Origin of the sequence: Streptomyces sp. NPDC002032, from assembly GCF_042890765.1 — a bacterium.
In the GTDB taxonomy this organism is placed as follows: Bacteria; Actinomycetota; Actinomycetes; order Streptomycetales; family Streptomycetaceae; genus Streptomyces.
Genome location: NZ_JBIASM010000006.1, coordinates 299,091 through 322,690 on the forward strand (window position 1 = coordinate 299,091; position 23,600 = coordinate 322,690).

Consider the following 23,600-nt stretch of genomic DNA (forward strand, 5'->3'; position numbering starts at 1 on the left):
CCTCACTGCCAGCCGTTGACGCAGCTCGGCTTCGGCAGGGCCTTGACGGCCGGCAGCGCACACGCGGCCCGCGGCACCCCGGCCCCCGGCCCGGCCGCGTACGCCTCGGCCGGCACCAGCAGCACCAGGAGGGCCGTGGTCGGCATCAGGGCTGCGGTGATCTTCTTGACGCTCATTCGAATCTCCGTGTGATGGAAGAGCGGACGGTTGCGCCCGGCTGTTCGCCGGTGAGAACCACCATGTCAGCGCCCCGCCCCACCCCACCCGAAGATCCCTGTCAGCTTGCTGCACACCCCCCTCAACTTCGTGCCACCCACCCACAAACGCCCACCAGGGACCTGATCAGGTCTGACGAAACCGTGATGGCGAGAAGTAAACCCCCAACCTCCTGGTCCCGAACGCGGTCCACCCAAGATCCCCACCTGCGCAGATGGTGTTCCCCTGGTCAAGGCACTGTCCTCGGCCGGCGTGAGCGGGTCCGACAGGTGCCGGAGAGCGGAGCGGCTCCCAGTCGGCTCCCGGCGGGGGGCCGCCAGGTGTGTTCGGCTGCGGCCGGGACGACGAGCTCGTGGCTGTGGTCCTCAAGGCGTACCACGTGATGCGCCGGTGCGAAATCGGCAGCCTGCAGACTGAGTTCGTCCGCCGGAACGCGGTCCGTGGCGAGCGGTAGCCGTACGGACTGGACTCCGGCGAGCTGCTGCGCTGCCCTCTCGAGGACGACAGCTACCGCACCATCGACACCCTCGACTGGCCCTCCGCCTTGGTGGCCGACCACATCGCGCGCACGAAGCCGACGCCCCGTCCGTGCCACACGCGGACCCACCTCTTCCAGGGCCCGGCCTGTGCCCGCACCGGCGGCCAGCAGGGGGCGAAGCTGGTGGATGTCGCGCGCGGCGCCGACGACTCCGCCAGTACGGTCTCCGACGTCCTCACCACCCTGACTGTGTCCGGGAGGACACCCGTGCCCGCGTCGAGCGCGCCATCGGCGACCCGGGCTTCGTACGTGGCGGGTCGCAGAGCGCGAACGCCGCCCACGGGGGCCGCAATGGCTGGTCCGCCTTGCTGTTCCAACCGGCTACCACCGGCTGGTCCGCGGTCGCAACGCCAAGGGGCAAGGCGACGCCTGCTGGTTCCCGATCACCAGGGGCTGGCAGCGTCAGGGCAGTACGTGCATCGCGAGTACGGAGCCGTCCTGATGGACGGAGACCGGGCCGTTCCACGATGCGTCCCATCCCAGACCAGCCCTTGGCCTTGGCCTTGGACAACCGTTGTTGGTGGCTGGCGGGACTTTGGCCTGAGATGTGCACCCGTGAATTGCTGCGTGGGCCCGAAAGTCACATGACAACGGGCAGTACGTTCGACGTGAACAGGTTGGGGAGTTCAGCTGGTTGGCTAGGAGCTGACCAGCGGACCGGCGTGAGGAGTTTTTGGGTGGGGTTTGACGAGGAGTGGGCTCAGCTGCGTGCGGCAGCGGTTGAACGCGCAGCCTCAGCTCCGGCAATACCGCCGGCCGAGGCAGCTGTTCCGGCCCCGGTGGTTGATCCGCTGGAGGAGGAGCGGGAGGCGGTGCTGGAGCGGCTTGCGGATTTCCGTAGCCGGGTGGTGCTGGTGCCGTTGGACGAGCGGGGTGGCTTGTGGACCGCCGCGTTCGGGGGCCTGGACTGGATCTGCGCGTTCTCGGACGAAGTGGCGCTGGCCCGGTTCGCAGAGGCGCGGGACGAGCCGGGGGATCGGTGGCCGTACCGCCGTGTGGTCGGCGCACGACTGCTGGACGAGGTGGTGCCGGCGCTGGACTTCCCGTGCGGGGTCGCGCTGAACGCGGCGGGTCCTGATGGTGCGGTGTTCCCGCCGGTGCGGGGGATCGTGCCGGATGTGGCGGCGGTTGACGGGGTGCCGGCGTGAGCGGAGACAGGGCGGATCTTGATGTCTCGAAGGCGGCGCTGGGCCAGATCGCCGAGGGAATCACGAAGACGCTGGCCGAGCTGAAGGAACTCGGGATGGTGGGAACGGCCAGTATGGGCCGGGGCTTCTCCGATCTGGGATTGTCGGGGATGGAGGCGGGTCACGACGGCCTGGCGTCCACGCTCAGGACGTTTTGTGAGCGTTGGGAGTGGGGAGTTCGCTCTCTGGTGCAGCAGGGCAATGATTTCGCGGCGAAGGTCGGTCTGTCGGCTGGTGCGCTCCACGAGCAGGACCAGTACATCCAGGGCGGTTTCAAGGTGCTGGCCAACTCGGCGATGGGCAATCCGTACGTGTCCGAGGACGACATCACCAGGAAGGGTTGGGACGACGTCCTGGCTGATAACCCGTACACGCAGATCAGGGACGCGGACTACACCCCGGCGTCCTTCGTGCGGGCCAACGAAGAGGGCGAGGAGGCCTGGAAGAGCGCAGTGCGGGACGTGAACAGCTCCGATGTCCTCCTGCCCAACCAGGTCATTGACGCCGCCGGTCTACGCGGCGAGGTGGACAAGGTGGTCGACGACATGGTCGGCCCGGCACCTAAGCCCAAGACAGGCGATGAAGGCCGGTGACGGACTGGGGCGGGCTGGTCGACAAGGGCCTGGGCGAGCTGGAGGACAGCTGGGACGCCGCCAAGAGAGTCGCAGGCGAAGGCGTCGATAAGGTCACCGGCGGGATCGGGGGTGCTCTCGACTCCGTCGGCGCGCACGACTGGGCGCACAAGGTCCAGGACTTTGGCGACAACGTCGCCTCCGGTCTCGGAGCCGCCGTGCGCGAGCGGGACCTCGGGCAGAGCGAGCTGGCGAGCGAGCTCGTCCACGGCAAGCCGTCGGCGATCAGGGAATCGGCCAGCCACCTAGCGGACTTCCATACGGCGTTCGACCGAGTCGGTCAGGGCATGAAGGCCCTGGATTCGGGCCATTGGAAGGGGGCCGCGGCCGACGTGTTCCGTGCGAAGTTCGCGATGCACCCCGCGGACTGGTTTCACGCTTCCGCTGCCTGTGAGGCCGCGGGCAAGGCTCTCAACGGCTATGCGGAGACGGTGGAGTGGGCGCAGAAGCAGGCCCTGGAGGCCATCGAGCTCTACAAACAAGGCGTGAAGGCGTCGAAGGACGCCGAGGCCGCGTACAAGGCGCAATTCGACGCCTACCAGAAGTCTGTGCAAGCCGGCCCCTGCCCGGCACCGGGCCCCGATCCGGGAGAGGCTGCCCGCACCCGGGCCCACGAGATTCTGGACGAGGCCCGCCGCCAGCGCGACGATGCCGCACGCACGGCTGAGCACACCCTCACCGCGGCTCTCGAACACGCCCCGGCCACACCGTCGGCATCCCACCGCGCCTGGGCCGACTTCCTAGACCACGAGGGCGCCCAGGTCGTAGAGCTCAACCACGTCGTGGGCGGAGTGCTCAAGGGCACTGCGGGAACCCTCAACTTTGCCCGCGGCCTCAACCCCAACGACCCCTACAACCTCACCCACCCCGCCGAATACCAGCAGCACGTCAACATGACGTTGGCCGGCCTCGTCTCGACCGCCGCTCACCCCGAACGTGTCCCGTCAGCACTGATCGACAGCTTCAAGGACGACCCCAGCGAAGGCCTAGGACGGCTCCTGCCGGAGCTGATCGGCACCAAGGGTCTGGGCGGAGCCCGGACAGCGGCCAGACTCGCCGCCGAAGAGACGATTCCCATCCGTACCGGCAAAGCCCTCGACCGTTTGGCCAGCAGAGGCTCCGGCGCCCACATTCCGGATTTTGAAGACGTGAGACGGGCTGTTGTCGAAAGCAAACCAGAAGTCCTGTCGCGACCGTGGCCTGATACGGACGGCCGATACTATGCGAGTCGCGTACTTAAAGGTGGACGGCCGGATGGGGAAACCGTGCTGGCTGGTCACGGCTACATCGAGATGGGTGCTGGCGAGATAGTCGTCCCGCCGGGAACGAGAATATCGTTCTATGTGCCCCACGGTGATAGAATTCCAGGATTGAATGGGGTTGCAGTCGAAGGCGGTTCCTACCCTGGAGGGGCCGTGGAATCTTTTGGTCCCGGCGATCGCATACCGAATTATACGCTTGCACCCCCGGAAGCAACGGGAGCTGGTGGCTTCACTGTGTACGAGAATTCGACAACGGTGGCACAGCGGACGATGCTGTCGGATCTCCTGAAGGAAAACATGGGGAATGTTCACTGGGCTGCATGCCGGGAGTTCAAGTAGTGAAATCAAGAGAGTGAGTGGGATGGGGCGGTCCGATGGATTCTGAATTGGGGCGGGCGGGGAACCCGTGGGTCCTTACAGATGTGTCTCTTGTGGTCAAGAGGGGGGACCTTGATCCGGACTCGGTGACGGCCCGTCTCGGGCTGCAGCCGACAGCGGTACGCATGCCGGGGCTGGATCGCTGGGGCCCTCCGGGTGAAGTCGACGGACAGTGGCGACTGCAATGTGATGACCGTACGACCAGAGAGTTTTCCGAACAGCTGGATAATATCCTGATTTCGGCAGAAAGGTGTGCGGCGCAGCTAAAGGAAATGATGGCAGAGGGGTTCGAGGTCTACCTGGCCATCTATGGCTTCGCCAATCACGAATCTCGAGTCTTTTTTTCTTCTCTGGCCATCTCCAGGATCGCCTCCTTGGGTGTGCCTCTGGTTCTTACACCAAACCTGAACGAGCGATGATCTACTGGAAGGGCAGGGGCTGAAATGGCTGCGGTGGATAGTTGGCGGCGTGTGAGCGTTACTCTCGTAGTCAAAAAGAGCGGAATCAATGCACAGTTCGTGACTTCGGCTCTTGCGCTCGACGTGGCGCCGCTTGGGGTGGGCTCGCGCATCGATTCCAGTCCAGACTGTTGGGTGGCGAGCTTCGGCGAAGGTGCCGGCGGCCTGCTTGAGCAACAGGTCTTCTCGCTGGTCGCCCAGCTCCGGACCAAGCTCGAACACGTGGGGCTGCTTCTTTCGGATGGACACTCAGTGCATGTGGATATCGCCGGCACCGTGGAGACCGGATCGAGAATGTTTGTGTCGCCTGATCTCCTGTCGGAGCTGGCGTCTTTGGCCCTTCCCCTGACGTTCACCTGTCGCAGGGAGGAAGGGGCTCCCGAAAGTGACCCGTTGAGCTGGATCGACGGGTAGCCGAGCAACCTCGAAGCTGTCAGCAGGGTGACAACGTTTGCTTTTGAGGACCCTCCTGCGTGTGCTCGGCGCTCTCCTCAGCCTGTGCCACAACCCTGGCTTGGAAACCCATTTCAGCAGGTCACAAGGTTGCGTAAATCGCCCACGAAGAGGCGGTCAACCCAGGCCACCGGCCGCTTGCTGAAGTCGACGCGATCGATGGACCGGAGGTGAAGAGGTCAGCTGCCAGGTGGCTTCCACGGCAGGATCGACTCACCTGTCGAGTAGCGTCCCGAGGTTGTCTACCGTCGGGCGCGCGGTCGGATCGGCTGCGTCGGCGTCGAAGCGGACGCCCTCGGCCCGCAGCACATCTGCGGGGGGCTCGATGCGGATTGGATCGGTCCACCGGAACCCGGAGCCGGCGCGGCCCGCTGCGTTGAGGACCCGCCAGGCGTTGGGGCGCTGGCCGCAGGCGGCCAGGTGGGTGCCCACCGGGACTGCGTGGCTGCCGATCACGGCCGCCACGTCCCCGTACGTAATGCACCGTCCGGCGGGGACGGCGTTCGGGAGGATGTGCAGGCTCGCCCAGTCCTTGCCGGTGCCGTATAGCTGGTTGGCCAGGCGCACCAGGTCCATGCCTGCAAGAGCCGCCCACTCGCCAGGGCCGACCGCCTCCGGCACATGGCCGGTGTCACCCACCAGGTGGTGCCCCCGTATCCCTTCGACCTTGCGGCCGGTCACGCTGGTGAACACGCGCTTCGCCAGGCCGGTAGGCGAGTAGGCCGGCCACCGGATTCAAGGTCAGCGAGTTGGAGGGGCTGTTGCTCCATGTGGCGGTGCCACGCCTGCCGTCTTCACGCACCCACTGCTGGATGGTCTCGCGGATGGCTTCCGGTGCGCCGTGTCCCGGGAGTAGCCCGGCCTCGGCGAGGACGCGCACGGCCTTCTGGGCCTGGGCGCGCTCCTCCAGCTTCCCGACGGCGGCCTTTGCCTCGCGTCGGGCCGGTGCCAGGGTGAACTCCTCCACCTCTGAGGGTCGGATAAACCTTGGTGAAGCGGGTTACAAGCTTGTCCTGGACCTTCCACAGGCCCACCTGGATGGGGTCGATGTCGAGGTTCATCTCCGACAGCCAGACCACAGTGTGGGTGACCTGCTTGGGGAAGTCGGCAGCGATGATCACCTGCCTGGGGTGCTGGAGGAGCTCCGGACTCCACTCCCGTCCACGTGGTCAAGGGGGCGCATGCCCTGCATGCGTCGAGTCCGATGGTCTCTCCCCCGCCCGTCAGGAGGTCGTGGTGAGCCTGGGCCGGCGTGTCGAGGTCGAACCGGGAGACGAGGGCGGCATAGGTGATCGCCTGGAGGTGTACGTCGCGGACGTCCCGTCGGTCCCGGGCCGGTATCCCGTCCGTGTCGGCCCACCGGTCGAACTCGGAGGTGATCACGAGCACCGACTCGCCATGGACCCGGGGGTTGGCGATCACCCACTCATGGAGGCGCCGCCGTTCGAGGAGCCCTTCCGCGGCCAGGGCGGTCGGGGAGACGGGCGTGGCCGAGCCCCCGTCGACGCGACGGTGAAGAGACTACCCGCGCTAATGGCTCTCAATACAGGGGCAAACGCCAAACAGGGGCCTGATCCGCGATGCGGATCAGGCCCCTGACCTGGTCTTACGAAGTCGGGGTGGCGGGATTTGAACCCACGACCTCTTCGTCCCGAACGAAGCGCGCTGCCAAGCTGCGCTACACCCCGATGTCCACCTTGCAGGCTCGCTGCCTGGCGACATCGATTACTTTAGCGGACCCTCGCCCTGAGACGAAATCCGGTTTTCGCAGGTGGCCGTCAGGCCTTCGGGGTGAGGGTCAGGAGGGTGGCCTCCGGGGGGCAGGCGAAGCGGACCGGGGTGAAGCGGTTGGTGCCGCAGCCGGCCGACACGTGCAGGTAGGCGCGCTGCCCCTCGGCCTCGTACGTGGACAGGCCCTTCACCCGCTTGGTGTCGAGGTCGCAGTTGGTGACGAGGGCCCCGTAGAAGGGGATGCACAGCTGGCCGCCGTGGGTGTGCCCGGCGAGGATCAGCGGGTACCGGTCGGCGGTGAAGGATTCCAGGACCCGCAGGTACGGGGCGTGCACGACGGCCATCGAGAAGTCCGCGTCCGTCTCGGGGCCGCCCGCCACCCGCTCGTAGCGGTCCCGCTTGATGTGCGGGTCGTCCAGGCCGGTGAAGGCCAGCTCCAGCCCGTCCAGCTTGAGCCGGGCCCGGGTGTTGGTGAGGTTCAGCCAGCCGGCCGCGTCGAAGGCGTCCCGCAGGTCCTCCCACGGGTTGTGGACGGCGCCGACGACCGGCTTGTTGCCGTTCAGCCCGTGCCGGCCCTGCGCCTTCTCGATCAGGTAGCGCCCGGGGTTGCGCAGCCGGGGCCCGTAGTAGTCGTTCGACCCGAAGACGTACACGCCGGGGAACTCCATCAGCGGCCCCAGTGCGTCCAGCACCTCGGGCACGCCCTCCGTGTCGGAGAGGTTGTCGCCCGTGTTCACCACGAAGTCGGGGCGCAGCCCGGCCAGGGACTGGAGCCAGGCGCGCTTCTTGCGCTGCCCGCCGACCATGTGGATGTCCGACACCTGGAGCACGCGCAGCGGTCGCATCCCGGAGGGGAGGACCGGCACGGTGACCCGGCGGAGCCGGAAGGAACGGGCCTCGAAACCGGCGGCATAGGCCACTCCCGCGGCCCCCGCCGCCGCGAGTCCGGCCGTGACCTTCAGGGGGACTTCGTAACGCGCGCGCATGCCCCCATCGTCGCAGACCCGGAAAACCGGCGGGCGCCACCGCCCCCGCACCTGGCAGACTCAAGGGCATGACCACGCTCAAGGCCAAGCTCCAGGAAGACCTCACCACCGCCATCAGGGCGCGCGACGAACTCGCTTCGTCCACCCTGCGCCTGACCCTCACCGCCATCACCAAGGAAGAGGTCGCGGGCAAGGAAGCCCGTGTGCTCTCCGATGACGAAGTCCTCAAGGTGATCGCCAAGGAGGCGAAGAAGCGCCGCGAGGCCGCCGAGGCCTTCGCCCAGGGCGGCCGGGCCGAGCAGTCCGCGCGGGAGACCGCGGAGGGCGAGTTCCTCGACGGTTACCTGCCCAAGCAGCTCGGCGACGACGAGCTCGCCGCGATCGTCGCGGCCGCGGTCGAGGAGGCCAAGGCGGCGGGTGCCGAGGGGCCGCGGGCCATGGGTGCCGTCATGAAGATCGTGAACCCGAAGGTGGCGGGCCTGGCGGAGGGCGGCCGGGTCGCCGCCGCCGTCAAGAAGCACCTCGCGTAGCCCGCGACCGGGCACCGGACACCGGGCAGCGGCAGTAAAGCAGTAAAGGGGAGGGCCCCGGCGGACGTGTCCGCCGGGGCCCTCCCCCTCTTCGTTTCCGCTACTGGGGCTCCGCGCCGCCGTCACCCGCGTTGGTGCCGCCGGTGAGCAGGTCGGTCGCCCCGCCGCCGCCGGTGGCGCCGCCGAAGAGGCCGCCCGTGGGTCCGGCCGCCGTCGCGCCGCCGGGGCGGTTGTCGCCCGGCTTGTTGTCACCGCCGGGCTTGCCCGGCTTCCCGGGCTTGCGCGGGGTGACCGGCGGGCTCGGCGGGTTGTTGCGGCCGCCGTTGTTCCCGCCGGTGCCGTTCCCGCCCCCGCCCCCGCCGCCCGGAACCGAGGGCTCCGGGATGCTGACCGTCACGAAGCCGGGGGCCTCGCGGCCGGACAGCGAGCCGGAGACCGCGTCCTTCCAGATCGGACCGGGCAGGCCACCACCGAAGACCTTCGGGTAGTACTGGCCGCCGATGGTGATGTCCTCCATCGTGATCTTCTTCGCCCCGCCCGAACCGACCCACACCGCTCCGGACAGGTTCGGCGTGTAGCCGACGAACCAGGCGTTGTAGCGGTTGTCCGTCGTACCGGTCTTGCCGGCGTTGTCCCGGTCGGTCAGGCCGGCCCGCTCACCCGTACCGGAGTCGACCACTCCGCGCAGCAGGGTGTTGATGGTGTCGGCCGTGTCCTGGGCCATCGCCCGGTCGCACTTGGTCTTCGGCACCGCGAGCGCCTTGCCGTGCGCGTCGGTGATCGACTCCAGGGCGATCGGGGTGCAGTAGACGCCCCGGTTGGCGAAGGTGGCGTACGCGTTGGCCATCGTCAGCGGGGACATCTCGGCGGAGCCGAGCGCGATGGACGGCTCCTCGGGCAGCTTCACACCGCTGGCCGGGACCACGCCGAGCTTCTGCGTCATCTCCGTGACCGGGCAGAGCCCGATGTCGGAGATCATCTGCACGAAGTACGTGTTGATGGACTTCTCCATCGCCGTCTTCATCGCGTACGGGCCGACCTCGTCCGAGGTCTCGTTCTCGGCGGTCTGCAGTTTGCCGTTCGCGAGCGGGAGGTTCTGCCAGTTCGAGCCGTCGCAGCGCGACACCGGGCTCGGGTACTCCATCTTGTTCGGCGCCGAGTAGACCTTCGTCGGCTCCATGCCCCGCTCTATGGCGGCGGCCGCGATGAACGGCTTGAACGTCGAACCCACCTGGAAGCCGAAGTTGGACCCGCCCATCCGCTTGTCCACGGAGTAGTTGATCTGGGTCTCGTTCTTCCCGAAGCCGTACGGCTTCGACTGGCCCATCGCCAGGACGCGCCCGGTGCCCGGCTGGACCATGGTCACGGCCGTCGCGATCGAGTCGTCCTCGTTCACGTGGTCCTTGATCGAGGCGTTGGCCGCGTCCTGGGACTGCGGGTCCAGCGTGGTGCGGACCGTCAGGCCGCCCTGGTTCCAGATCTTGGCGCGCTCCTCGCGGGTCTTGCCGAACACCGGATCCGTCAGGAAGGTGTTGCGCACGTAGTCGCAGAAGAAGCCCGCGCCCTTGACCGCGGTGATGCAGCCGTTCTTGGGGCGCGTCACCTTCAGCTGGACCGGCTTCTGCTTCGCCTCGTCGGCCTCGGCCTGCGAGATGTCCTTCATGTCGGCCATCCGCTGGAGGACGGTGTTGCGGCGCTTCATCGCCTCCTGCGCGTCGTTCACCGGGTCGAACCGGCTCGGCGACTGCACGACGCCCGCCAGCAGCGCCGACTCCTCCAGGGTTAGGTCCTTGGCCGGCTTGCTGAAGTAGCGCTGCGCCGCGGACTCGATCCCGTACGCCTGCTGACCGAAGTAGGTGATGTTCAGGTAGTTCTCGAGGATCTTCTTCTTCCCGAGCTCCTCCTCGACCTGGATCGAGTACTTGAGCTCGCGGATCTTGCGCCCGAGGCTCTTCTCCTGAGCCTCGCGGACCTTCGACTCGTCGTCGCCGGCCTCCTCGACGAAGACGTTCTTGACGTACTGCTGCGTCAGCGTGGAGGCGCCCTGAGCGGCGCCGCCCTCCTGCGCATTGCGGTTGACCGCGCGCAGGATGCCCTTGAGGTCGACCGCGCCGTGCTCGTAGAAGCGCGAGTCCTCGATCGCGACGATCGCCTTCTGCATGTACGGCGAGATGGCCGTGAGGGGGACGACCTGCCGGTCCCGTGAATAGACGGTGGCGATCAAGCCACCTTCCGCGTCCAGAATCGTGGTGCGCTGGCTCAGCGGAGGGGTCTTCAGATTGGCCGGGATCTCGTCGAAACCCTCGACGGTCCCCTTGGCCGCGAGCCCCAGCGCGCCTGCGCCCGGGATCGCGATGCCGGCGAGTACGACTCCGGAGAGAACGGACACCCCGAGGAACTTGGCGGCCTGCTGTGGCCCCGTGAGCCCGCCGCCCGAGCGCTTCTTTCCCATGGAGGGCAGCCTACGTTCTCATTCGCCGGACACACGCGAATGCCTTGGCCTAAGCTGACCCCAACTGTCACAGGAGCGCGGTGCGACATCAACCCCCCGGCTTGATTTTCACCCTTCCCGAATGGGGTGGACTCATGTCCGAATCCCGCCCTTCCCTCTGACGGCCGCGCACCGGCGCTTTCCTGATTTCACCCGAATCGCCGGATAGGTCGGGCATGTCGCCGGATCACTCCGTCGGGTGATCTGCCGCTTACCCATAGTCCGTTCGGACCATTCAAGATTGGGCCCGTCGGGGGTGTTGCACTCTGCCCACCTTCCGTAACGTCCTCAACTGGCAGCGGTGAATATGCCGCATGCCGCCGTGGGGGAGCCTCGATTCGGGAGAGGACGGCGCCGGGATGGGCTGGGTTACCGACTGGAGTGCGCAGGCAGCCTGCCGCACTACCGATCCGGATGAACTGTTCGTTCAAGGAGCGGCACAGAACAGGGCCAAGGCGGTGTGCACCGGATGTCCGGTGCGGACCGAATGCCTGGCCGACGCGCTCGACAACCGTGTCGAGTTCGGAGTATGGGGCGGAATGACCGAGCGGGAACGCCGTGCGCTGCTGCGCAGGCGCCCCACCGTCACCTCGTGGCGACGGCTGCTCGAAACCGCCCGCACGGAGTACGAGCGCAGCACGGGCATCCTCACCATGGATGTGGACGCGGAGCTCGACGTCACGTACGAGACGTACGCGGCAGCCGGGTAACCACCCGGCGCGCCACGACGTCACGTCGTACGAACGCCTACGCTCCGGCCGGAACCCCGGCCGCGAGCTGCTCTCCGATGGCCCGTAGCCCGGCGAGGTCGTGCACATCGCCGGGCAGGGCGGCCACATGTACCACCGCCACTTCGGGGTGGAGCAAGGTGAAGCGGTCGCGTGTGCGCTGTTCGCGCGCGATCACCTGCATCCGTTCGGCGTGCAGGCGCAACAACCCGGCCGTGATCTCGTCCACGTCGCTCGCGCCGTGGTGCCCGTTCTCGTGCCGGCCGCCGTCTTCGCTGTCGCTGTCGCTGTCGTCTTCGCAGTCGTCGTCGTTCGCTTCGCCCGCGCCGGGGGAGCCGTTCTCGGCGGCGTCACGCAGTCCAGTTTTCCCGGACTCCTGATCGACAATGCCGCCTTCTTCAAGATTCTCTGCGGCGGCCAGGGCCCGCTCCGCGGACAGCCGCGCGGCGTCGCTCCCGTGCACCCGGTTCAGCACCAGCCCGGCCAGCGGCATCCGTTCCGCGGCCAGCCGTTCCACGAAGTACGCCGCCTCGCGCAGCGCGTCCGGTTCGGGGGCCGCGACCACGAGGAAGGCCGTCCCCGGGGCCTGGAGCAGCCGGAACGTCGCGTCCGCACGCGTGCGGAACCCGCCGAACATCGTGTCCATCGCCGCCACGAAGGTCTGGACGTCCTTCAGCAGCGAGGCACCCATCAGCTTGCTCAGCGTGCCGGTCATCAGCGACATGCCGACGTTCAGGAACTTCATCCCGGCCCGCCCGCCGACCTTCGCCGGAGCCATCAGCACCCGGATGAACTTCCCGTCCAGGAACGACCCGAGGCGCTTCGGCGCGTCGAGGAAGTCCAGCGCCGACCGGCTCGGCGGGGTGTCCACCACGATCAGGTCCCAGTCGTCCCTGGCCCGCAGCTGGCCCAGCTTCTCCATCGCCATGTACTCCTGCGTGCCCGCGAAGCCGGCCGACAGGGACTGGTAGAAGGGGTTCGCCAGGATCGCCTGCGCCCGGTCGCCGTCCGCGTGCGATTCGACGATCTCGTCGAACGTCCGCTTCATGTCCAGCATCATGGCGTGCAGTTCGCCGTCGCCCGCCACGCCCGCCACCCTGCGCGGCGTGTTGTCCAGCGAGTCGATGCCCATCGACTGGGCCAGCCTGCGGGCCGGGTCGATGGTCAGCACGACCGCCTTGCGGCCCCGTTCGGCCGCCCGGACGCCGAGCGCCGCGGCGGTGGTGGTCTTGCCGACCCCGCCCGCGCCGCAGCACACGATGATCCGGGTCTTCGGGTCGTCCAGCAGCGCGTCGACCGCCAGCTGTGCGGGAGTGTCCAGGCCCACGGTGTTCCCACCCTCACTCATCGGCGTCCGCCTGCTTGCGGAGTTCCGTAGCCAGCTCGTACAGCCCGGCCGGGTCCATCCCCGAGCCGAGCAGGGGAAGTTCGTACGTCGGCACCCGCAGCCCCGCCAGCACCGCGCGTTGCTCCCGCTCCAGCTCCACCCGGCTCGCGTGCTCGGCGGCCTGCGCCAGCAGCGGCTCCACCAGCCGCTCGGCCAGCCCGCCCCGCCGCGCGCCCCCGAGCCCCGCCCGGGACAGGGCCTTGGCGATCTCCCCCCGGTGGCCGTCGGCGGCCTCGCGCAGGGTGCTCTCGTCCAAGTGGTGCGGGCGCACCATGTTCACGAAGACCCGGCCCACCGGGAGCCCCGCCGCCTGGAGTTCCGCGATGCCGTCCGCGGTCTCCTGGACGGGCATCTCCTCCAGCAGGGTCACCAGGTGCACCGCGGTGTCCGGGGACTTGAGCACCTTCATGACGGCCTGCGCCTGGTTGTGGATCGGCCCGAACCGGGCCAGCCCCGCCACCTCGTCGTTGACGTTCAGGAACCGGGTGATCCGCCCGGTCGGCGGAGCGTCCATGATCACGTGGTCGTAGACGAACCGGCCCGCCTTGTCCTTGCGCCGCACCGCCTCGCACGCCTTGCCGGTCAGCAGGACGTCCCGCAGCCCCGGCGCGATCGTCGTCGCGAAGTCGATGGCGCCCAGTTTCTTCAGGGCGCGCCCGGCCGAGCCGAGCTTGTAGAACATCTGGAGGTAGTCCAGCAGCGCCCGCTCCGCGTCGATGGCGAGCGCGTACACCTCACCTCCGCCGCCGCCTGGCGCGACGGCGATCTTCCGCTCCTCGTAGGGGAGCGCTTCCGTGCCGAAAAGCTGTGCGATGCCCTGCCTGCCCTCGACCTCCACGAGAAGAGTCCGCCTGCCCTCGCGTGCGAGGGAGAGCGCGAGTGCCGCGGCGACCGTGGTCTTGCCGGTGCCGCCCTTGCCGCTGACCACCTGGAGCCTGCTCACAGCGTCCGAGCCTAACCACTCCCGCGCAGGCATTACGCTCGGCCCCATGACCAAGAAGTTCGAATACGCGACGGTCCCCCTGCTGGTTCACGCCACCAAGCAGATCCTGGACACCTGGGGCGAGGACGGCTGGGAGCTCGTCCAGGTCGTGCCCGGCCCGAACAACCCCGAGCAGCTCGTGGCCTACCTCAAGCGGGAGAAGGCATGAGCGGCGTCGTCGAGGCGCGGATCGCGGAGCTGGGCCTGACCCTGCCCGAGGTCGTCCCGCCGCTGGCCACCTACCAGCCGGCCGTCCGGTCGGGCGCGTACGTGTACACCGCCGGCCAGCTGCCGATGGTGCAGGGCAAGCTGCCGCTGACCGGCAAGGTCGGCGCGGAGGTCTCGGCGGAGCAGGCCAAGGAGCTGGCCGCGACCTGCGCGCTGAACGCGCTGGCCGCCGTCAAGTCCGTGGTCGGTGACCTCGACAAGATCGCCCGCGTGGTCAAGGTCGTCGGCTTCGTCGCCTCGGCCCCCGACTTCACGGCCCAGCCGGGCGTCCTGAACGGCGCGAGCGAGCTGCTGGGCGAGATCCTCGGCGAGAAGGGCGTGCACGCCCGCAGCGCGGTGGGCGTGGCGGTCCTGCCCCTGGACGCCCCGGTAGAGGTCGAGATCCAGGTGGAACTCACCGCCTCGGCCTGACGCTCCACCACCCCCTCCCGGCTTCGCGCCGCCGCACCGGACTCCCTCCGGCGCGGCGAGCCCGGAGCCGGTGCCGTTTCCCCCTCCGGCCCCATCCACCCTCTCCGGCCAGGGGAGGGGGGCCTCGAACATCGGGCCGGATGGTCGTAGCATCCGGCCATGCCGAATGGTCAGCACGGTCCGTCGCCCACCCAGCCCGCCGGAGGCCAGTGGTACCCCCCGGAGTGGCCCGACCGCATCCGCGCCCTCGCGGACGGCGCCCTCACCCCGGTGGCCCCCAAACGCGCCGCCACGGTGATGCTGCTCCGTGACACCCCGAGCGGCCCCGCCGTACACATGCTGCGCCGTCGGGCGTCCATGGCCTTCGCCGGAGGCGCCTACGCCTACCCCGGCGGCGGGGTCGACCCCCGCGACGAGGACCGCCGCGTCGGCTGGGCCGGCCCGGGCCGGGACGTCTGGGCCGGGCGGCTCGGCACCGACGCCGCCACCGCCCAGGCCATCGTCTGCGGAGCCGTCCGCGAGACCTTCGAGGAGGCCGGCGTACTCCTCGCCGGGGAAACCCCCGACACGGTCGTCGGCGACACCACCGGCGACGACTGGGAGGCCGACCGCGCGGCCCTCGTCGCCCGCGAGCTCTCCTTCGCCGAGTTCCTCGACCGCCGCGGCCTGCTGCTCCGCTCGGACCTGCTCGGCGCGTGGGCCCGCTGGATCACCCCGGAGTTCGAGCCCCGCCGCTACGACACCTGGTTCTTCGTCGCGGCCCTCCCGGAGGGCCAGCGCACCCGCAACGCCTCCACCGAGGCCGACCGGACCGTGTGGATCCGCCCCACCGAGGCCGCCGCCCGGTACGACGCCGGCGAGCTGCTGATGATGCCGCCCACCATCTCCACCCTGCGCTCCCTGGAGCCCCACCCGACCGCCTCCGCCGCCCTGACCGCGGCCGCGCGCCAGGACCTGACGCCGGTGCTGGCGCAGGCCGAGCTGATCGACGGGGAGCTGGTGCTGAGCTGGCCGGGCCACGATGAGTTCACCAAGCGCGTCCGCCCGGGAGGCCCCGCATGACCGACGCCGTGGCCCTCCCCGGCCAGCCCCGCGGAGTCGTCGCCTCCGGTCCGGCGACCGCCCGCGCCGTCAACGTACTGGCCCCCAACGCCTCGGCCATGACCCTGGACGGCACCAACACCTGGCTCGTCTCGGAGCCCGGCTCCGAGCTGGCCGTCGTCATCGACCCCGGCCCGCTGGACGAGGGGCACCTGAGGGCCGTCGTCGCCACCGCCGAGCAGGCCGGCAAGCGCGTCGCCCTGACCCTCCTCACCCACGGCCACCCCGACCACGCCGAGGGCGCGGGCCGCTTCGCCGAGCTGACCGGTACGAAGGTCCGCGCGCTCGACCCCGCCCTGCGCCTCGGCGACGAGGGCCTGGCCGCGGGCAGCGTGATCCGCACCGGCGGCCTGGAGCTGCGCGTCGTCCCCACCCCCGGCCACACCGCCGATTCGCTCTGCTTCCACCTGCCCGCCGACCGGGCCGTCCTGACCGGCGACACGATCCTGGGCCGCGGCACCACCGTCGTCGCGCACCCCGACGGCCGCCTCGGCGACTACCTGGACTCCCTGCGCCGCCTGCGGTCGCTCACCGTCGACGACGGCGTGACCACGGTGCTGCCGGGCCACGGACCCGTTCTGGAGGACGCCCAGGGCGCCGTCGAGTACTACCTGGCCCACCGCGCCCACCGGCTCGCGCAGGTCGAGACGGCGGTGGAGAACGGCTTCGTCACCCCCGAGGCGGTCGTCGCCCAGGTCTACGCCGATGTGGACCGCTCGCTCTGGCCGGCCGCCACGTGGTCGGTCCAGGCGCAGCTGGAGTACCTTCGTGATCACGGACTGATCCCGGGGGGGCCCGAATGAACACACTGCTCGTCCTGCTCGCACTGCTCGCCGCCGCCGGCTGGGTCATCTCGACGGTGACCCTGCGCACGAGGGCCCTGGCCGCCCGGGCCGACCGGCTGGAGCGGCGCCTGGGCCTGGTGCTGGAGCACTTCGGCATCGAGGAGCCTGAGCCCGCCGGGCTGGACGGCGTACGGGGCCTGAAGCGCGAGGGCCGCGAGGTGGCGGCCGTCAAGCGGTACCGGGAGATCACCGGCGCGGGTCTGCTGGAGGCCAAGCAGGCGGTCGAGGCGCTGGACGCCGCCCCGCGCGCCTGACCTCCCCCGGAACGGACACCCCCTAGCGCGGTGCCTTCGTCCCGTGCCGGGCCGTGTACTCCGCCGCGAGCCACGGGCCGAGGTCCTCGACGTACGCCCGCACCACCGCCGGGTCCTCGACGGGGGCCAGCACCACGGCGGCCGCGGCCCGCATCTGCGCGGCCCGCCGCGGGTAGTACCGGCCGAAGACCTCCGCCGACTCGGTGAGGTCGCTGGTCCAGCCGCCCCACCGGGGCATGACCAGCGTGAACCCGGTGCGCACCAGGTGCCGTGCGAAGCCACGGCTCAGCCGGCGGTACTCGGCCGGCTCCGAGGCGGCCTCGAACCGCTCCCGCCAGCCGGGCAGCAGGCGGGCCAGGTCCCCGTTGGTCTCCCGGGCGAGCAGGCCGTCGGGACGGTAGCGGGGCAGGTGCTCGGCCAGGTCGTCGCCGAGCAGCGGCGTGCACAGGCAGGCCAGGAACCAGCCCAGGTCGTAACGTTCCTGCTCGCTCAGCAGCCGGTCCTTGCCGAACAGCAGGATGCCGACGCCGTCGATCTCCGGGAAGTCCTCGTCGAGGCCGCGCCCCAGTACCTCGGCGGTGTCCCGGTCCTCGTCGGAGGGTTCGTGGTGCAGGGCGAGCAGCAGGTCGAGGTCGGAGCGTCCGGGGCGGGCGGTCCCGCGCGGGACGGACCCGTAGAGGTAGGCGCTGTGCAGCCGGGCTCCGTACGCCTCCGCGGTGCGGGCGCGCGCGGCGGCGACCAGGGCCGAGAAGGCGGGCTGGACCCGGCCGAGGGACCCCTCACGCTCGAAGTGGCCGTCCGCGTCCAGACCTCTGCGTTCCATGATCCCCAGTCTGCCCGTCCGGGCCCGGGGACGCGGAAGGGGCCCCGCCCTCTCGGGCAGGACCCCTCACGGTGAGGCCGGGTGCGTCAGCGAGAGCGCTTCGCGAGGCGCTCCACGTCCAGCAGGATCACGGCGCGCGCCTCCAGGCGCAGCCAGCCGCGGCCCGCGAAGTCGGCCAGGGCCTTGTTCACGGTCTCGCGGGAGGCGCCGACGAGCTGGGCCAGCTCCTCCTGCGTCAGGTCGTGCACGACGTGGATGCCCTCCTCCGACTGCACGCCGAAGCGGCGCGACAGGTCGAGGAGCGCGCGGGCCACGCGGCCCGGAACGTCGGAGAAGACCAGGTCGGACATCTGGTCGTTGGTCTTGCGCAGGCGGCGGGCGACGGCGCGCAGCAGCGCGGTCGCGACCTCGGGCCGGGCGTTGAGCCACGGCTGGAGGTCACCGTGGCCGAGGCCGAGGAGCTTGACCTCGGTCAGCGCGGTGGCGGTGGCGGTGCGCGGGCCCGGGTCGAAGAGCGACAGCTCGCCGATCAGCTCGCCGGGGCCGAGGACGGCCAGCATGTTCTCGCGACCGTCGGGGGAGGTGCGGTGGAGCTTCACCTTGCCCTCGGTCACGACATACAGCCGGTCGCCGGGGTCGCCCTCGTGGAACAGGGCGTCACCGCGTGCGAGGGTCACCTCGCCCATGGAGGCGCGGAGCTCCGCGGCCTGCTCGTCATCGAGCGCCGCGAAGAGCGGGGCGCGCCGCAGAACGTCGTCCACGAGTCTCTCTCCTATGTCGACCAGCTCAGGGGACCGGTCTCCCATTTTGCCGGACGGCTCAAACAGTGCGATCAATCACTACCTAGGATGCCGGACGCGGGCCCGTGCTGTGTGGTGAGCGGCCGATCGGGGTGGTGTTACCTGAGGTCCGGGCGGGTGTCGGTGCCCGGCCTTAGGCTGGCCGGGTGTCCAATAAGCCGGTGAGAGCACAGGCCAAGGGGTCCGCAGGAGTGACGGCGGCCCATAATTCTGCCGTGGGCGAACAAGCCCCTGCGGAGGCGTCCGGGGCGGTCCGGTCGGGCCCCCAGGGCAAAGCTTCGGCCAAGAAACCGAAGTCCGCGACCGCAGGCACGACCAGGGGCGCGGCCGCAGACGCGGCCGCGGACGCCGGCGCGGGCGCGTCGGGCGCCACCGCCGCCACGGTCACGCCCTCCAGGTCCCGGGCGGCGGCCAGGCCCGAATCCCGCCTGGCCATGATCCGCAGAGCCCGGCGGATCAACCGCGAGCTGGCCGAGGTCTACCCGTACGCCCATCCGGAGCTGGACTTCCGCAACCCCTTCGAGCTCCTGGTCGCCACCGTCCTGTCCGCGCAGACCACCGACCTGCGCGTGAACCAGACGACCCCGGCGCTGTTCGCCGCCTACCCGACCCCCGAGGACATGGCCGCGGCCGTGCCGGAGGAACTGGAGGAGCTGATCCGGCCGACCGGGTTCTTCCGGATGAAGGCGAAGTCGCTGCTCGGCCTCTCCCAGGCCCTGCGGGACCGCTTCGACGGCGAGGTCCCCGGCCGCCTCGAAGACCTGGTCACCCTGCCCGGCGTCGGCCGCAAGACGGCCAATGTCGTCCTCGGCAACGTCTTCGGAGTCCCCGGGATCACCGTCGACACCCATTTCGGACGGCTGGTGCGCCGCTTCAAGTGGACCGAGCAGGAGGACCCGGAGAAGGTCGAGGCGGAGATCTGCGCGATCTTCCCCAAGAGCGAGTGGACGATGCTCTCGCACCGCGTCGTCTTCCACGGCCGCCGGATCTGCCACGCCCGCAAGCCCGCCTGCGGCGCCTGCCCCATCGCCCCGCTCTGCCCGGCGTACGGGGAGGGCGAGACCGACCCGGAGAAGGCCAAGAAGCTGCTGAAGTACGAGAAGGGCGGCTACCCGGGCCAGCGGCTCTCCCCGCCCCCGGACTACCCGGGCCGCCCCGCCGCCCCGCTGGGAGCCCCTACGGAGGCCTGAGTGAGGGCTGAGCGAGGGCTGAGCCGGGCCTGAGCCGGGCATGAGCGCGGCCGGGGGCGCGCGGCCAGCCCGCCGCGCGCCCCCGTAGGAACGAATCCGTACCCGGACCGCGTTCAGCGGTGTGGGAACGGGGTCCGCAGGAGACGGTGTTCAACAGGAGATCGGGGACAGGGGTGCCTATGACGCGCGGTACGCAGGACGAGACCACGGCCGCCGCCCGCGGGGACGGCGGCCTCACCCTCAGCACCGAGGGCCTGCCCGCCTGGCTGGACCCGGTCGTGGAGGCCGCCCGTACCGTGCGCCCGCGCCAGCTCAGCCGCTTCCTGCCGCCCGAGGACGGCCGGGGCCGGCAGTCCGCCGTGCTGATCCTCTTCGGCGAGGGCCCGCGCGGTCCCGAACTGCTGCTCCAGGAGCGCGCCGGCACCCTGCGCTCGCACGCGGGTCAGCCCTCCTTCCCCGGCGGCGCCCTCGATCCGCAGGACGGCGACCCGCACACCACCGGCCCGCTGCGCGCCGCGCTGCGCGAGGCCGAGGAGGAGACCGGCCTCGATCCGGCCGGCGTCCAGCTCTTCGGGGTGCTGCCCCGGCTCTACATCCCCGTCAGCGAGTTCGTCGTCACCCCGGTGCTCGGCTGGTGGCGCGAACCGTCCCCGGTCGGCGCGGTGGACCCGGCCGAGACGGCCCGGGTCTTCACGGTGCCCGTGGCGGATCTCACGGACCCCCGGCACCGGGTGACCGTGGTACACCCGCGCGGCCACCAAGGCCCCGCATTCACGGTCGAATCGGCCCTCGTCTGGGGCTTCACCGCCGGAGTGATCGACCGCATCCTGCACTTCGCGGGCTGGGAGCGCCCGTGGGACCGCTCACGTCAGGTCCCACTCGACTGGCACGCATGAGACGGTGACCCTCGTGAACGTGCTGGACATCCTGCTGCTGGTCGCCGCCGTGTGGTTCGCGATCGTGGGCTACCGCCAGGGGTTCGTCGTCGGCATCCTGTCGGTGATCGGCTTCCTCGGCGGTGGTCTCATCGCCGTGTCCCTGCTGCCCCTGATCTGGGACCGGGTGACGGACAACGGCACCCAGGTGACGACCACCGTCGTCGTGATCGCCGTCGTCGTGATCATCATCTGTGCCTCGATCGGCCAGGCCCTGACCACCCATCTGGGCAACCGGCTGCGGCGCCACATCACCTGGTCGCCCGCCCGCGCGCTCGACGCGACCGGCGGCGCGCTGGTCAACGTCGTCGCGATGCTGCTGGTGGCCTGGCTGATCGGCTCGGCGCTCGCCGGGACCTCACTTCCCACGCTGGGCAAGGAGGTCCGCAACTCCAAGGTGCTCCTCGGCGTGTCCCGGGTGCTCCCGGCGCAGGCGAACACCTGGTTCTCGGACTTCAGTTCCACCCTGGCCCGCAACGGCTTCCCCCAGGTCTTCAGCCCGTTCTCCAACGAGCCCATCACCGAGGTCAAGCCGCCCGACCCGGCCCTGGCCCGCAGCGCGGTCGCCGAGCAGGCGAAGCTCTCGATCGTGAAGGTCGTCGGCACCGCCCCGAGTTGCAGCAAGGTCCTGGAGGGCACGGGCTTCGTCTTCGCGCCGGGCAAGGTGATGACCAACGCCCATGTCGTCGGCGGGGTCGTCGAACCGACCGTGCAGGTCGGCGGCGAGGGCAAGCTCTTCGACGGCAAGGTGGTGCTCTACGACTGGGAGCGCGACATCGCCGTGCTGGACGTGCCCAAGCTGCGCGCCCCGGCCCTGGAGTTCACCGACAAGGACGCCACGAGCAGCAGCGACGCGATCGTGGCCGGTTTCCCCGAGAACGGCGCCTACGACGTCCGCGCGGCCCGCGTCCGCGGCCGGATCAACGCCAACGGCCCGGACATCTACCACCGGGGCACCGTCCGCCGCGACGTCTACTCGCTGTACGCGACCGTCCGCCAGGGCAACTCCGGCGGCCCCCTGCTGACGCCCGAAGGCCGGGTGTACGGGGTCGTCTTCGCGAAGTCGCTCGACGACCCGAACACCGGCTACGCCCTGACGGCCGACGAGATCCGGGACGACATCCGCCTCGGGAAGACCTCGGAGCGCCGGGTCGACACCCAGGGCTGCGCCCTCTGACCCCACCGGGCCCCGGACGCCGCCGGGTCCCCGGTCTCCGGGGCCTCCGGGGCCCTACATCCGGGGATGGCGCAGCCGCGCCGAGACCCATCGGGCGCGGCGGCGCAGGATGCGGGGGATCCCCAGCCGGGGGTCGACGTGACCGTCCCGGACGGTCCTGTCGTGCGTGCCCGGCGCGGTGGCCGAGCGGCGTTCGTGTGCGGTGTCACCGTGGTCGTGCGTCCAGCCCATACAACGAGCTGTGCCCGGGCCCCAAGGTCCGTAACCCCCCTCGGGGCGGCCAATTGGCCTATGCGCCGGGCAATTGAACGCTCATGTGAATGTCGTACGAAAGCTCCGCCAAACCGGCGAACGGTCCGTCAGGGGCTCGGCGGACGCCCGGCGGACGCCCGGCGGAGCCCGGCGGACGGCCCGTCAGCGGTCGGGCTCGGGGTCTTTCAGCCAGTTCACCAACTCGGTGGAGAACGCCGCCGGGTCCTCCTCGTGCGGGAAGTGCCCCAGGCCGTCGAAGAGCCGCCAGCGGTACGGGGCTTCGACGTACTCCCCTGAGCCGGCCGCGCTGCGGGTGCGCATCACCGGGTCGAGCGAGCCGTGCAGGTGCAGCGTCGGCACCCGTACGGGCCGCTTCATCCGCCGGTAGAACTGCAGTCCGTCCGGCCGGGCCATCGAGCGCATCATCCAGCGGTAGGGCTCGATCGAGCAGTGCGCGGTCGAGGGGATGCACATCGCCCTGCGGTACACGGCGAGGGCCTCCTCGTCGGAGCCCTCCGAGCCGTCGGCCTGGAGCCGGGGTCCGGACCACTCCCGGATCAGCTCGCCCACCAGGGCCCCGCCGTCGGCGACCAGTTGCCGCTCGGGGACGAACGGCCGCTGGAACCCCCAGATGTGGGAGCTCGCCCGGGTCTGCCCGAAGTCGGCCAGCATCGCCGAGCGCCAGCGGCGCGGATGCGGCATGGAGGAGACGACCAGCCGGCGGACCAGCTTGGGCCGCATCACGGCCGCCGTCCAGGCGAGGTAGCCGCCCAGGTCGTGCCCGACGAGGGCGGCGTCCGGCTCGCCGAGGGACCGGATGACCCCGGTGATGTCCAGTGCCAGGTTCGCGGGGTCGTAGCCGCGCGGAGTGCGGTCGCTGCCGCCCACCCCGCGCAGGTCCATCGCCACCGCGCGGTACCCGGCGTCCGCGAGGGCGGTCAGCTGGTGCCGCCAGGTCCACCAGAACTGCGGGAACCCGTGCAGCAGGAGCACCAGCGGCCCGTCGCCGACCTCCGCGACGTGGAAGCGGGCCCCGTTCGCGGCGACGTCCCGGTGGGTCACCGCCCGGCCGCCGGGAAGGCCGATCCGTACCGCCGAAGCAGCGGTGGGCGCAGGGCTGGAGTCCGGCGAGGGGGCTGTCATGAAGACGAGCGTGCCACACCCACGGCCTGGTCACTCACCGGCCGCGGATGCGGCTTGACGGTGCTGACGACGGCGGCGGTCCGCTTGACGGAGTCGATGGTCTTCACCGGCGGCTTGACCTTCTTGAACTTCGCCACGGCGAGGAGCCCGATCAGGCCCGCGAGCAGCCAGAACGCGCCGCCGACGATGAGGAAGGACCAGGCCAGGCCGAGGCCGAGATTGTGGATCCCGTAGGCCGCGGCGAAACTCAGTACGGGGAGGGAGAACAGCAGCAGTACGCCCGCCACGATGGCGGCCCCGCTGCCGATTCCCGCGCGCTTGACGTCCTGCTTGATCTCGACCTTGGCGAGGGCGATCTCGTCGTGCACCAGGGCCGACATCTCGGCGGTGGCCGAGGCGACCAGCTGGCCGAGCGTGCGCTCGGCTCCCGGAGCCCCTTGGTCCACTGCGCTCATCTCTGATCTCCCTCTGTCGTCTGCTGC

27 protein-coding genes, 1 tRNA gene and 1 pseudogene are annotated in these 23,600 nt (G+C 70.2%); 16 read left to right on the plus strand and 13 right to left on the minus strand.

The annotated features are described in order from the left end of the window. Positions 1-2 precede the first annotated feature (2 nt). Positions 3-176, minus strand: a complete 174-nt coding sequence (locus ACFYYT_RS17410; protein WP_351815574.1) for a hypothetical protein — start codon at positions 174-176, stop codon at positions 3-5. Between the two features lie 374 nt (positions 177-550). Here ACFYYT_RS17410 and ACFYYT_RS17415 point away from each other — a divergent pair. The 6 genes and pseudogenes from ACFYYT_RS17415 to ACFYYT_RS17440 all read left to right on the plus strand — a co-directional run. Then, positions 551-1,163: pseudogene (locus ACFYYT_RS17415) on the plus strand (LacI family DNA-binding transcriptional regulator); the annotation flags it as partial. A gap of 268 nt (positions 1,164-1,431) precedes the next feature. Continuing rightward, the gene (locus ACFYYT_RS17420; protein ID WP_351815577.1) at positions 1,432-1,902 is read left to right on the plus strand and encodes a hypothetical protein; all 471 of its coding nucleotides are present in this window, start codon (positions 1,432-1,434) and stop codon (positions 1,900-1,902) included. Continuing rightward, positions 1,899-2,534, plus strand: a complete 636-nt coding sequence (locus ACFYYT_RS17425; protein WP_351815580.1) for a hypothetical protein — start codon at positions 1,899-1,901, stop codon at positions 2,532-2,534. Before ACFYYT_RS17420 ends, ACFYYT_RS17425 begins: the two co-directional genes overlap by 4 nt. Further along, the gene (locus ACFYYT_RS17430; RefSeq protein WP_351815583.1) at positions 2,531-4,174 is read left to right on the plus strand and encodes a putative T7SS-secreted protein; all 1,644 of its coding nucleotides are present in this window, start codon (positions 2,531-2,533) and stop codon (positions 4,172-4,174) included. Before ACFYYT_RS17425 ends, ACFYYT_RS17430 begins: the two co-directional genes overlap by 4 nt. Before the next feature lie 35 nt (positions 4,175-4,209). After that, positions 4,210-4,632 (plus strand): DUF4279 domain-containing protein, encoded by a 423-nt coding sequence (locus ACFYYT_RS17435; protein ID WP_351815586.1) that lies wholly within the window; start codon positions 4,210-4,212, stop codon positions 4,630-4,632. A 51-nt stretch (positions 4,633-4,683) separates the two neighbouring features. Then, a complete protein-coding gene (locus ACFYYT_RS17440) occupies positions 4,684-5,085 on the plus strand; it encodes a hypothetical protein (protein ID WP_351815589.1) in 402 nt (133 codons plus the stop codon). A gap of 252 nt (positions 5,086-5,337) precedes the next feature. Here ACFYYT_RS17440 and ACFYYT_RS17445 read toward each other — a convergent pair whose 3' ends face one another. The 4 genes from ACFYYT_RS17445 to ACFYYT_RS17460 form a co-directional block, all read right to left on the minus strand. Then, a complete protein-coding gene (locus ACFYYT_RS17445; RefSeq protein WP_388608350.1) occupies positions 5,338-5,700 on the minus strand; it encodes a hypothetical protein in 363 nt (120 codons plus the stop codon). Between the two features lie 55 nt (positions 5,701-5,755). Next, entirely contained in the window at positions 5,756-6,091 is a 336-nt protein-coding gene (locus tag ACFYYT_RS17450) for a hypothetical protein (RefSeq protein WP_388608353.1), read from the minus strand. A gap of 647 nt (positions 6,092-6,738) precedes the next feature. Further along, positions 6,739-6,812, minus strand: a tRNA-Pro gene (locus tag ACFYYT_RS17455). 90 nt (positions 6,813-6,902) lie between these two features. Then, positions 6,903-7,841: a metallophosphoesterase gene (locus ACFYYT_RS17460; RefSeq protein ID WP_351815595.1), complete on the minus strand. Its 939-nt coding sequence runs from the start codon at positions 7,839-7,841 to the stop codon at positions 6,903-6,905. 68 nt (positions 7,842-7,909) lie between these two features. Here ACFYYT_RS17460 and ACFYYT_RS17465 point away from each other — a divergent pair, with 68 nt between their 5' ends. Then, positions 7,910-8,371, plus strand: coding sequence for a GatB/YqeY domain-containing protein (locus ACFYYT_RS17465; RefSeq protein WP_351815598.1), 462 nt, complete (start codon positions 7,910-7,912; stop codon positions 8,369-8,371). 100 nt (positions 8,372-8,471) lie between these two features. Here ACFYYT_RS17465 and ACFYYT_RS17470 read toward each other — a convergent pair whose 3' ends face one another. Continuing rightward, the gene (locus ACFYYT_RS17470; RefSeq protein ID WP_351815601.1) at positions 8,472-10,823 is read right to left on the minus strand and encodes a transglycosylase domain-containing protein; all 2,352 of its coding nucleotides are present in this window, start codon (positions 10,821-10,823) and stop codon (positions 8,472-8,474) included. A 398-nt stretch (positions 10,824-11,221) separates the two neighbouring features. Between ACFYYT_RS17470 and ACFYYT_RS17475 the strand changes: the two genes are divergently transcribed. Then, positions 11,222-11,572, plus strand: a complete 351-nt coding sequence (locus ACFYYT_RS17475) for a WhiB family transcriptional regulator (protein ID WP_351815604.1) — start codon at positions 11,222-11,224, stop codon at positions 11,570-11,572. A 37-nt stretch (positions 11,573-11,609) separates the two neighbouring features. Here the strand turns inward: ACFYYT_RS17475 and ACFYYT_RS17480 are convergent, their stop codons facing one another. Then, entirely contained in the window at positions 11,610-12,938 is a 1,329-nt protein-coding gene (locus ACFYYT_RS17480; RefSeq protein WP_351815607.1) for an ArsA family ATPase, read from the minus strand. Continuing rightward, the gene (locus tag ACFYYT_RS17485) at positions 12,931-13,920 is read right to left on the minus strand and encodes an ArsA-related P-loop ATPase (protein ID WP_351815610.1); all 990 of its coding nucleotides are present in this window, start codon (positions 13,918-13,920) and stop codon (positions 12,931-12,933) included. Before ACFYYT_RS17485 ends, ACFYYT_RS17480 begins: the two co-directional genes overlap by 8 nt. 46 nt (positions 13,921-13,966) lie before the next feature. Here ACFYYT_RS17485 and ACFYYT_RS17490 point away from each other — a divergent pair, with 46 nt between their 5' ends. The 5 genes from ACFYYT_RS17490 to ACFYYT_RS17510 all read left to right on the plus strand — a co-directional run bounded on the left by ACFYYT_RS17490 (position 13,967) and on the right by ACFYYT_RS17510 (position 16,798). Continuing rightward, the gene (locus ACFYYT_RS17490) at positions 13,967-14,128 is read left to right on the plus strand and encodes a DUF4177 domain-containing protein (RefSeq protein ID WP_007264966.1); all 162 of its coding nucleotides are present in this window, start codon (positions 13,967-13,969) and stop codon (positions 14,126-14,128) included. Further along, positions 14,125-14,598 (plus strand): RidA family protein, encoded by a 474-nt coding sequence (locus tag ACFYYT_RS17495; RefSeq protein WP_351815613.1) that lies wholly within the window; start codon positions 14,125-14,127, stop codon positions 14,596-14,598. Before ACFYYT_RS17490 ends, ACFYYT_RS17495 begins: the two co-directional genes overlap by 4 nt. Positions 14,599-14,757: 159 nt before the next feature. After that, positions 14,758-15,660, plus strand: a complete 903-nt coding sequence (locus ACFYYT_RS17500) for an NUDIX hydrolase (RefSeq protein ID WP_351815616.1) — start codon at positions 14,758-14,760, stop codon at positions 15,658-15,660. Beyond that, complete coding sequence (locus ACFYYT_RS17505) at positions 15,657-16,502, plus strand: MBL fold metallo-hydrolase (RefSeq protein WP_351815619.1); 846 nt, start codon at positions 15,657-15,659, stop codon at positions 16,500-16,502. Before ACFYYT_RS17500 ends, ACFYYT_RS17505 begins: the two co-directional genes overlap by 4 nt. Beyond that, entirely contained in the window at positions 16,499-16,798 is a 300-nt protein-coding gene (locus ACFYYT_RS17510) for a hypothetical protein (protein ID WP_351815622.1), read from the plus strand. The genes ACFYYT_RS17505 and ACFYYT_RS17510 overlap by 4 nt, the downstream gene beginning before the upstream one ends. A 22-nt stretch (positions 16,799-16,820) precedes the next feature. On the opposite strand, the gene ACFYYT_RS17515 is transcribed toward ACFYYT_RS17510, so the two are convergent. Next, the gene (locus ACFYYT_RS17515; RefSeq protein WP_351815625.1) at positions 16,821-17,621 is read right to left on the minus strand and encodes a nucleotidyltransferase domain-containing protein; all 801 of its coding nucleotides are present in this window, start codon (positions 17,619-17,621) and stop codon (positions 16,821-16,823) included. A gap of 86 nt (positions 17,622-17,707) precedes the next feature. Next, a complete protein-coding gene (locus ACFYYT_RS17520) occupies positions 17,708-18,382 on the minus strand; it encodes a Crp/Fnr family transcriptional regulator (protein ID WP_003981529.1) in 675 nt (224 codons plus the stop codon). 254 nt (positions 18,383-18,636) lie between these two features. On the opposite strand from ACFYYT_RS17520, the gene nth reads away from it, so the two are divergent. From nth to ACFYYT_RS17535, 3 genes are all read left to right on the plus strand, one after another. After that, positions 18,637-19,611 carry an endonuclease III gene (gene nth / locus ACFYYT_RS17525; protein ID WP_388608362.1) on the plus strand — a complete coding sequence of 325 codons (975 nt, stop codon included), beginning with the start codon at positions 18,637-18,639 and terminating at the stop codon, positions 19,609-19,611. Positions 19,612-19,790: 179 nt separating this feature from the next. Beyond that, entirely contained in the window at positions 19,791-20,507 is a 717-nt protein-coding gene (locus ACFYYT_RS17530) for a CoA pyrophosphatase (RefSeq protein ID WP_351815627.1), read from the plus strand. A 13-nt stretch (positions 20,508-20,520) separates the two neighbouring features. Further along, a complete protein-coding gene (locus ACFYYT_RS17535; protein WP_351815815.1) occupies positions 20,521-21,723 on the plus strand; it encodes a MarP family serine protease in 1,203 nt (400 codons plus the stop codon). 54 nt (positions 21,724-21,777) lie between these two features. Here ACFYYT_RS17535 and ACFYYT_RS17540 read toward each other — a convergent pair whose 3' ends face one another. From ACFYYT_RS17540 to ACFYYT_RS17550, 3 genes are all read right to left on the minus strand, one after another. Continuing rightward, positions 21,778-21,954, minus strand: a complete 177-nt coding sequence (locus ACFYYT_RS17540; protein WP_351815630.1) for a hypothetical protein — start codon at positions 21,952-21,954, stop codon at positions 21,778-21,780. Positions 21,955-22,137: 183 nt separating this feature from the next. Beyond that, positions 22,138-23,118: an alpha/beta hydrolase gene (locus ACFYYT_RS17545; RefSeq protein WP_351815633.1), complete on the minus strand. Its 981-nt coding sequence runs from the start codon at positions 23,116-23,118 to the stop codon at positions 22,138-22,140. Next, positions 23,115-23,573: a phage holin family protein gene (locus ACFYYT_RS17550; RefSeq protein WP_351815636.1), complete on the minus strand. Its 459-nt coding sequence runs from the start codon at positions 23,571-23,573 to the stop codon at positions 23,115-23,117. Before ACFYYT_RS17550 ends, ACFYYT_RS17545 begins: the two co-directional genes overlap by 4 nt. Positions 23,574-23,600: the final 27 nt, after the last annotated feature.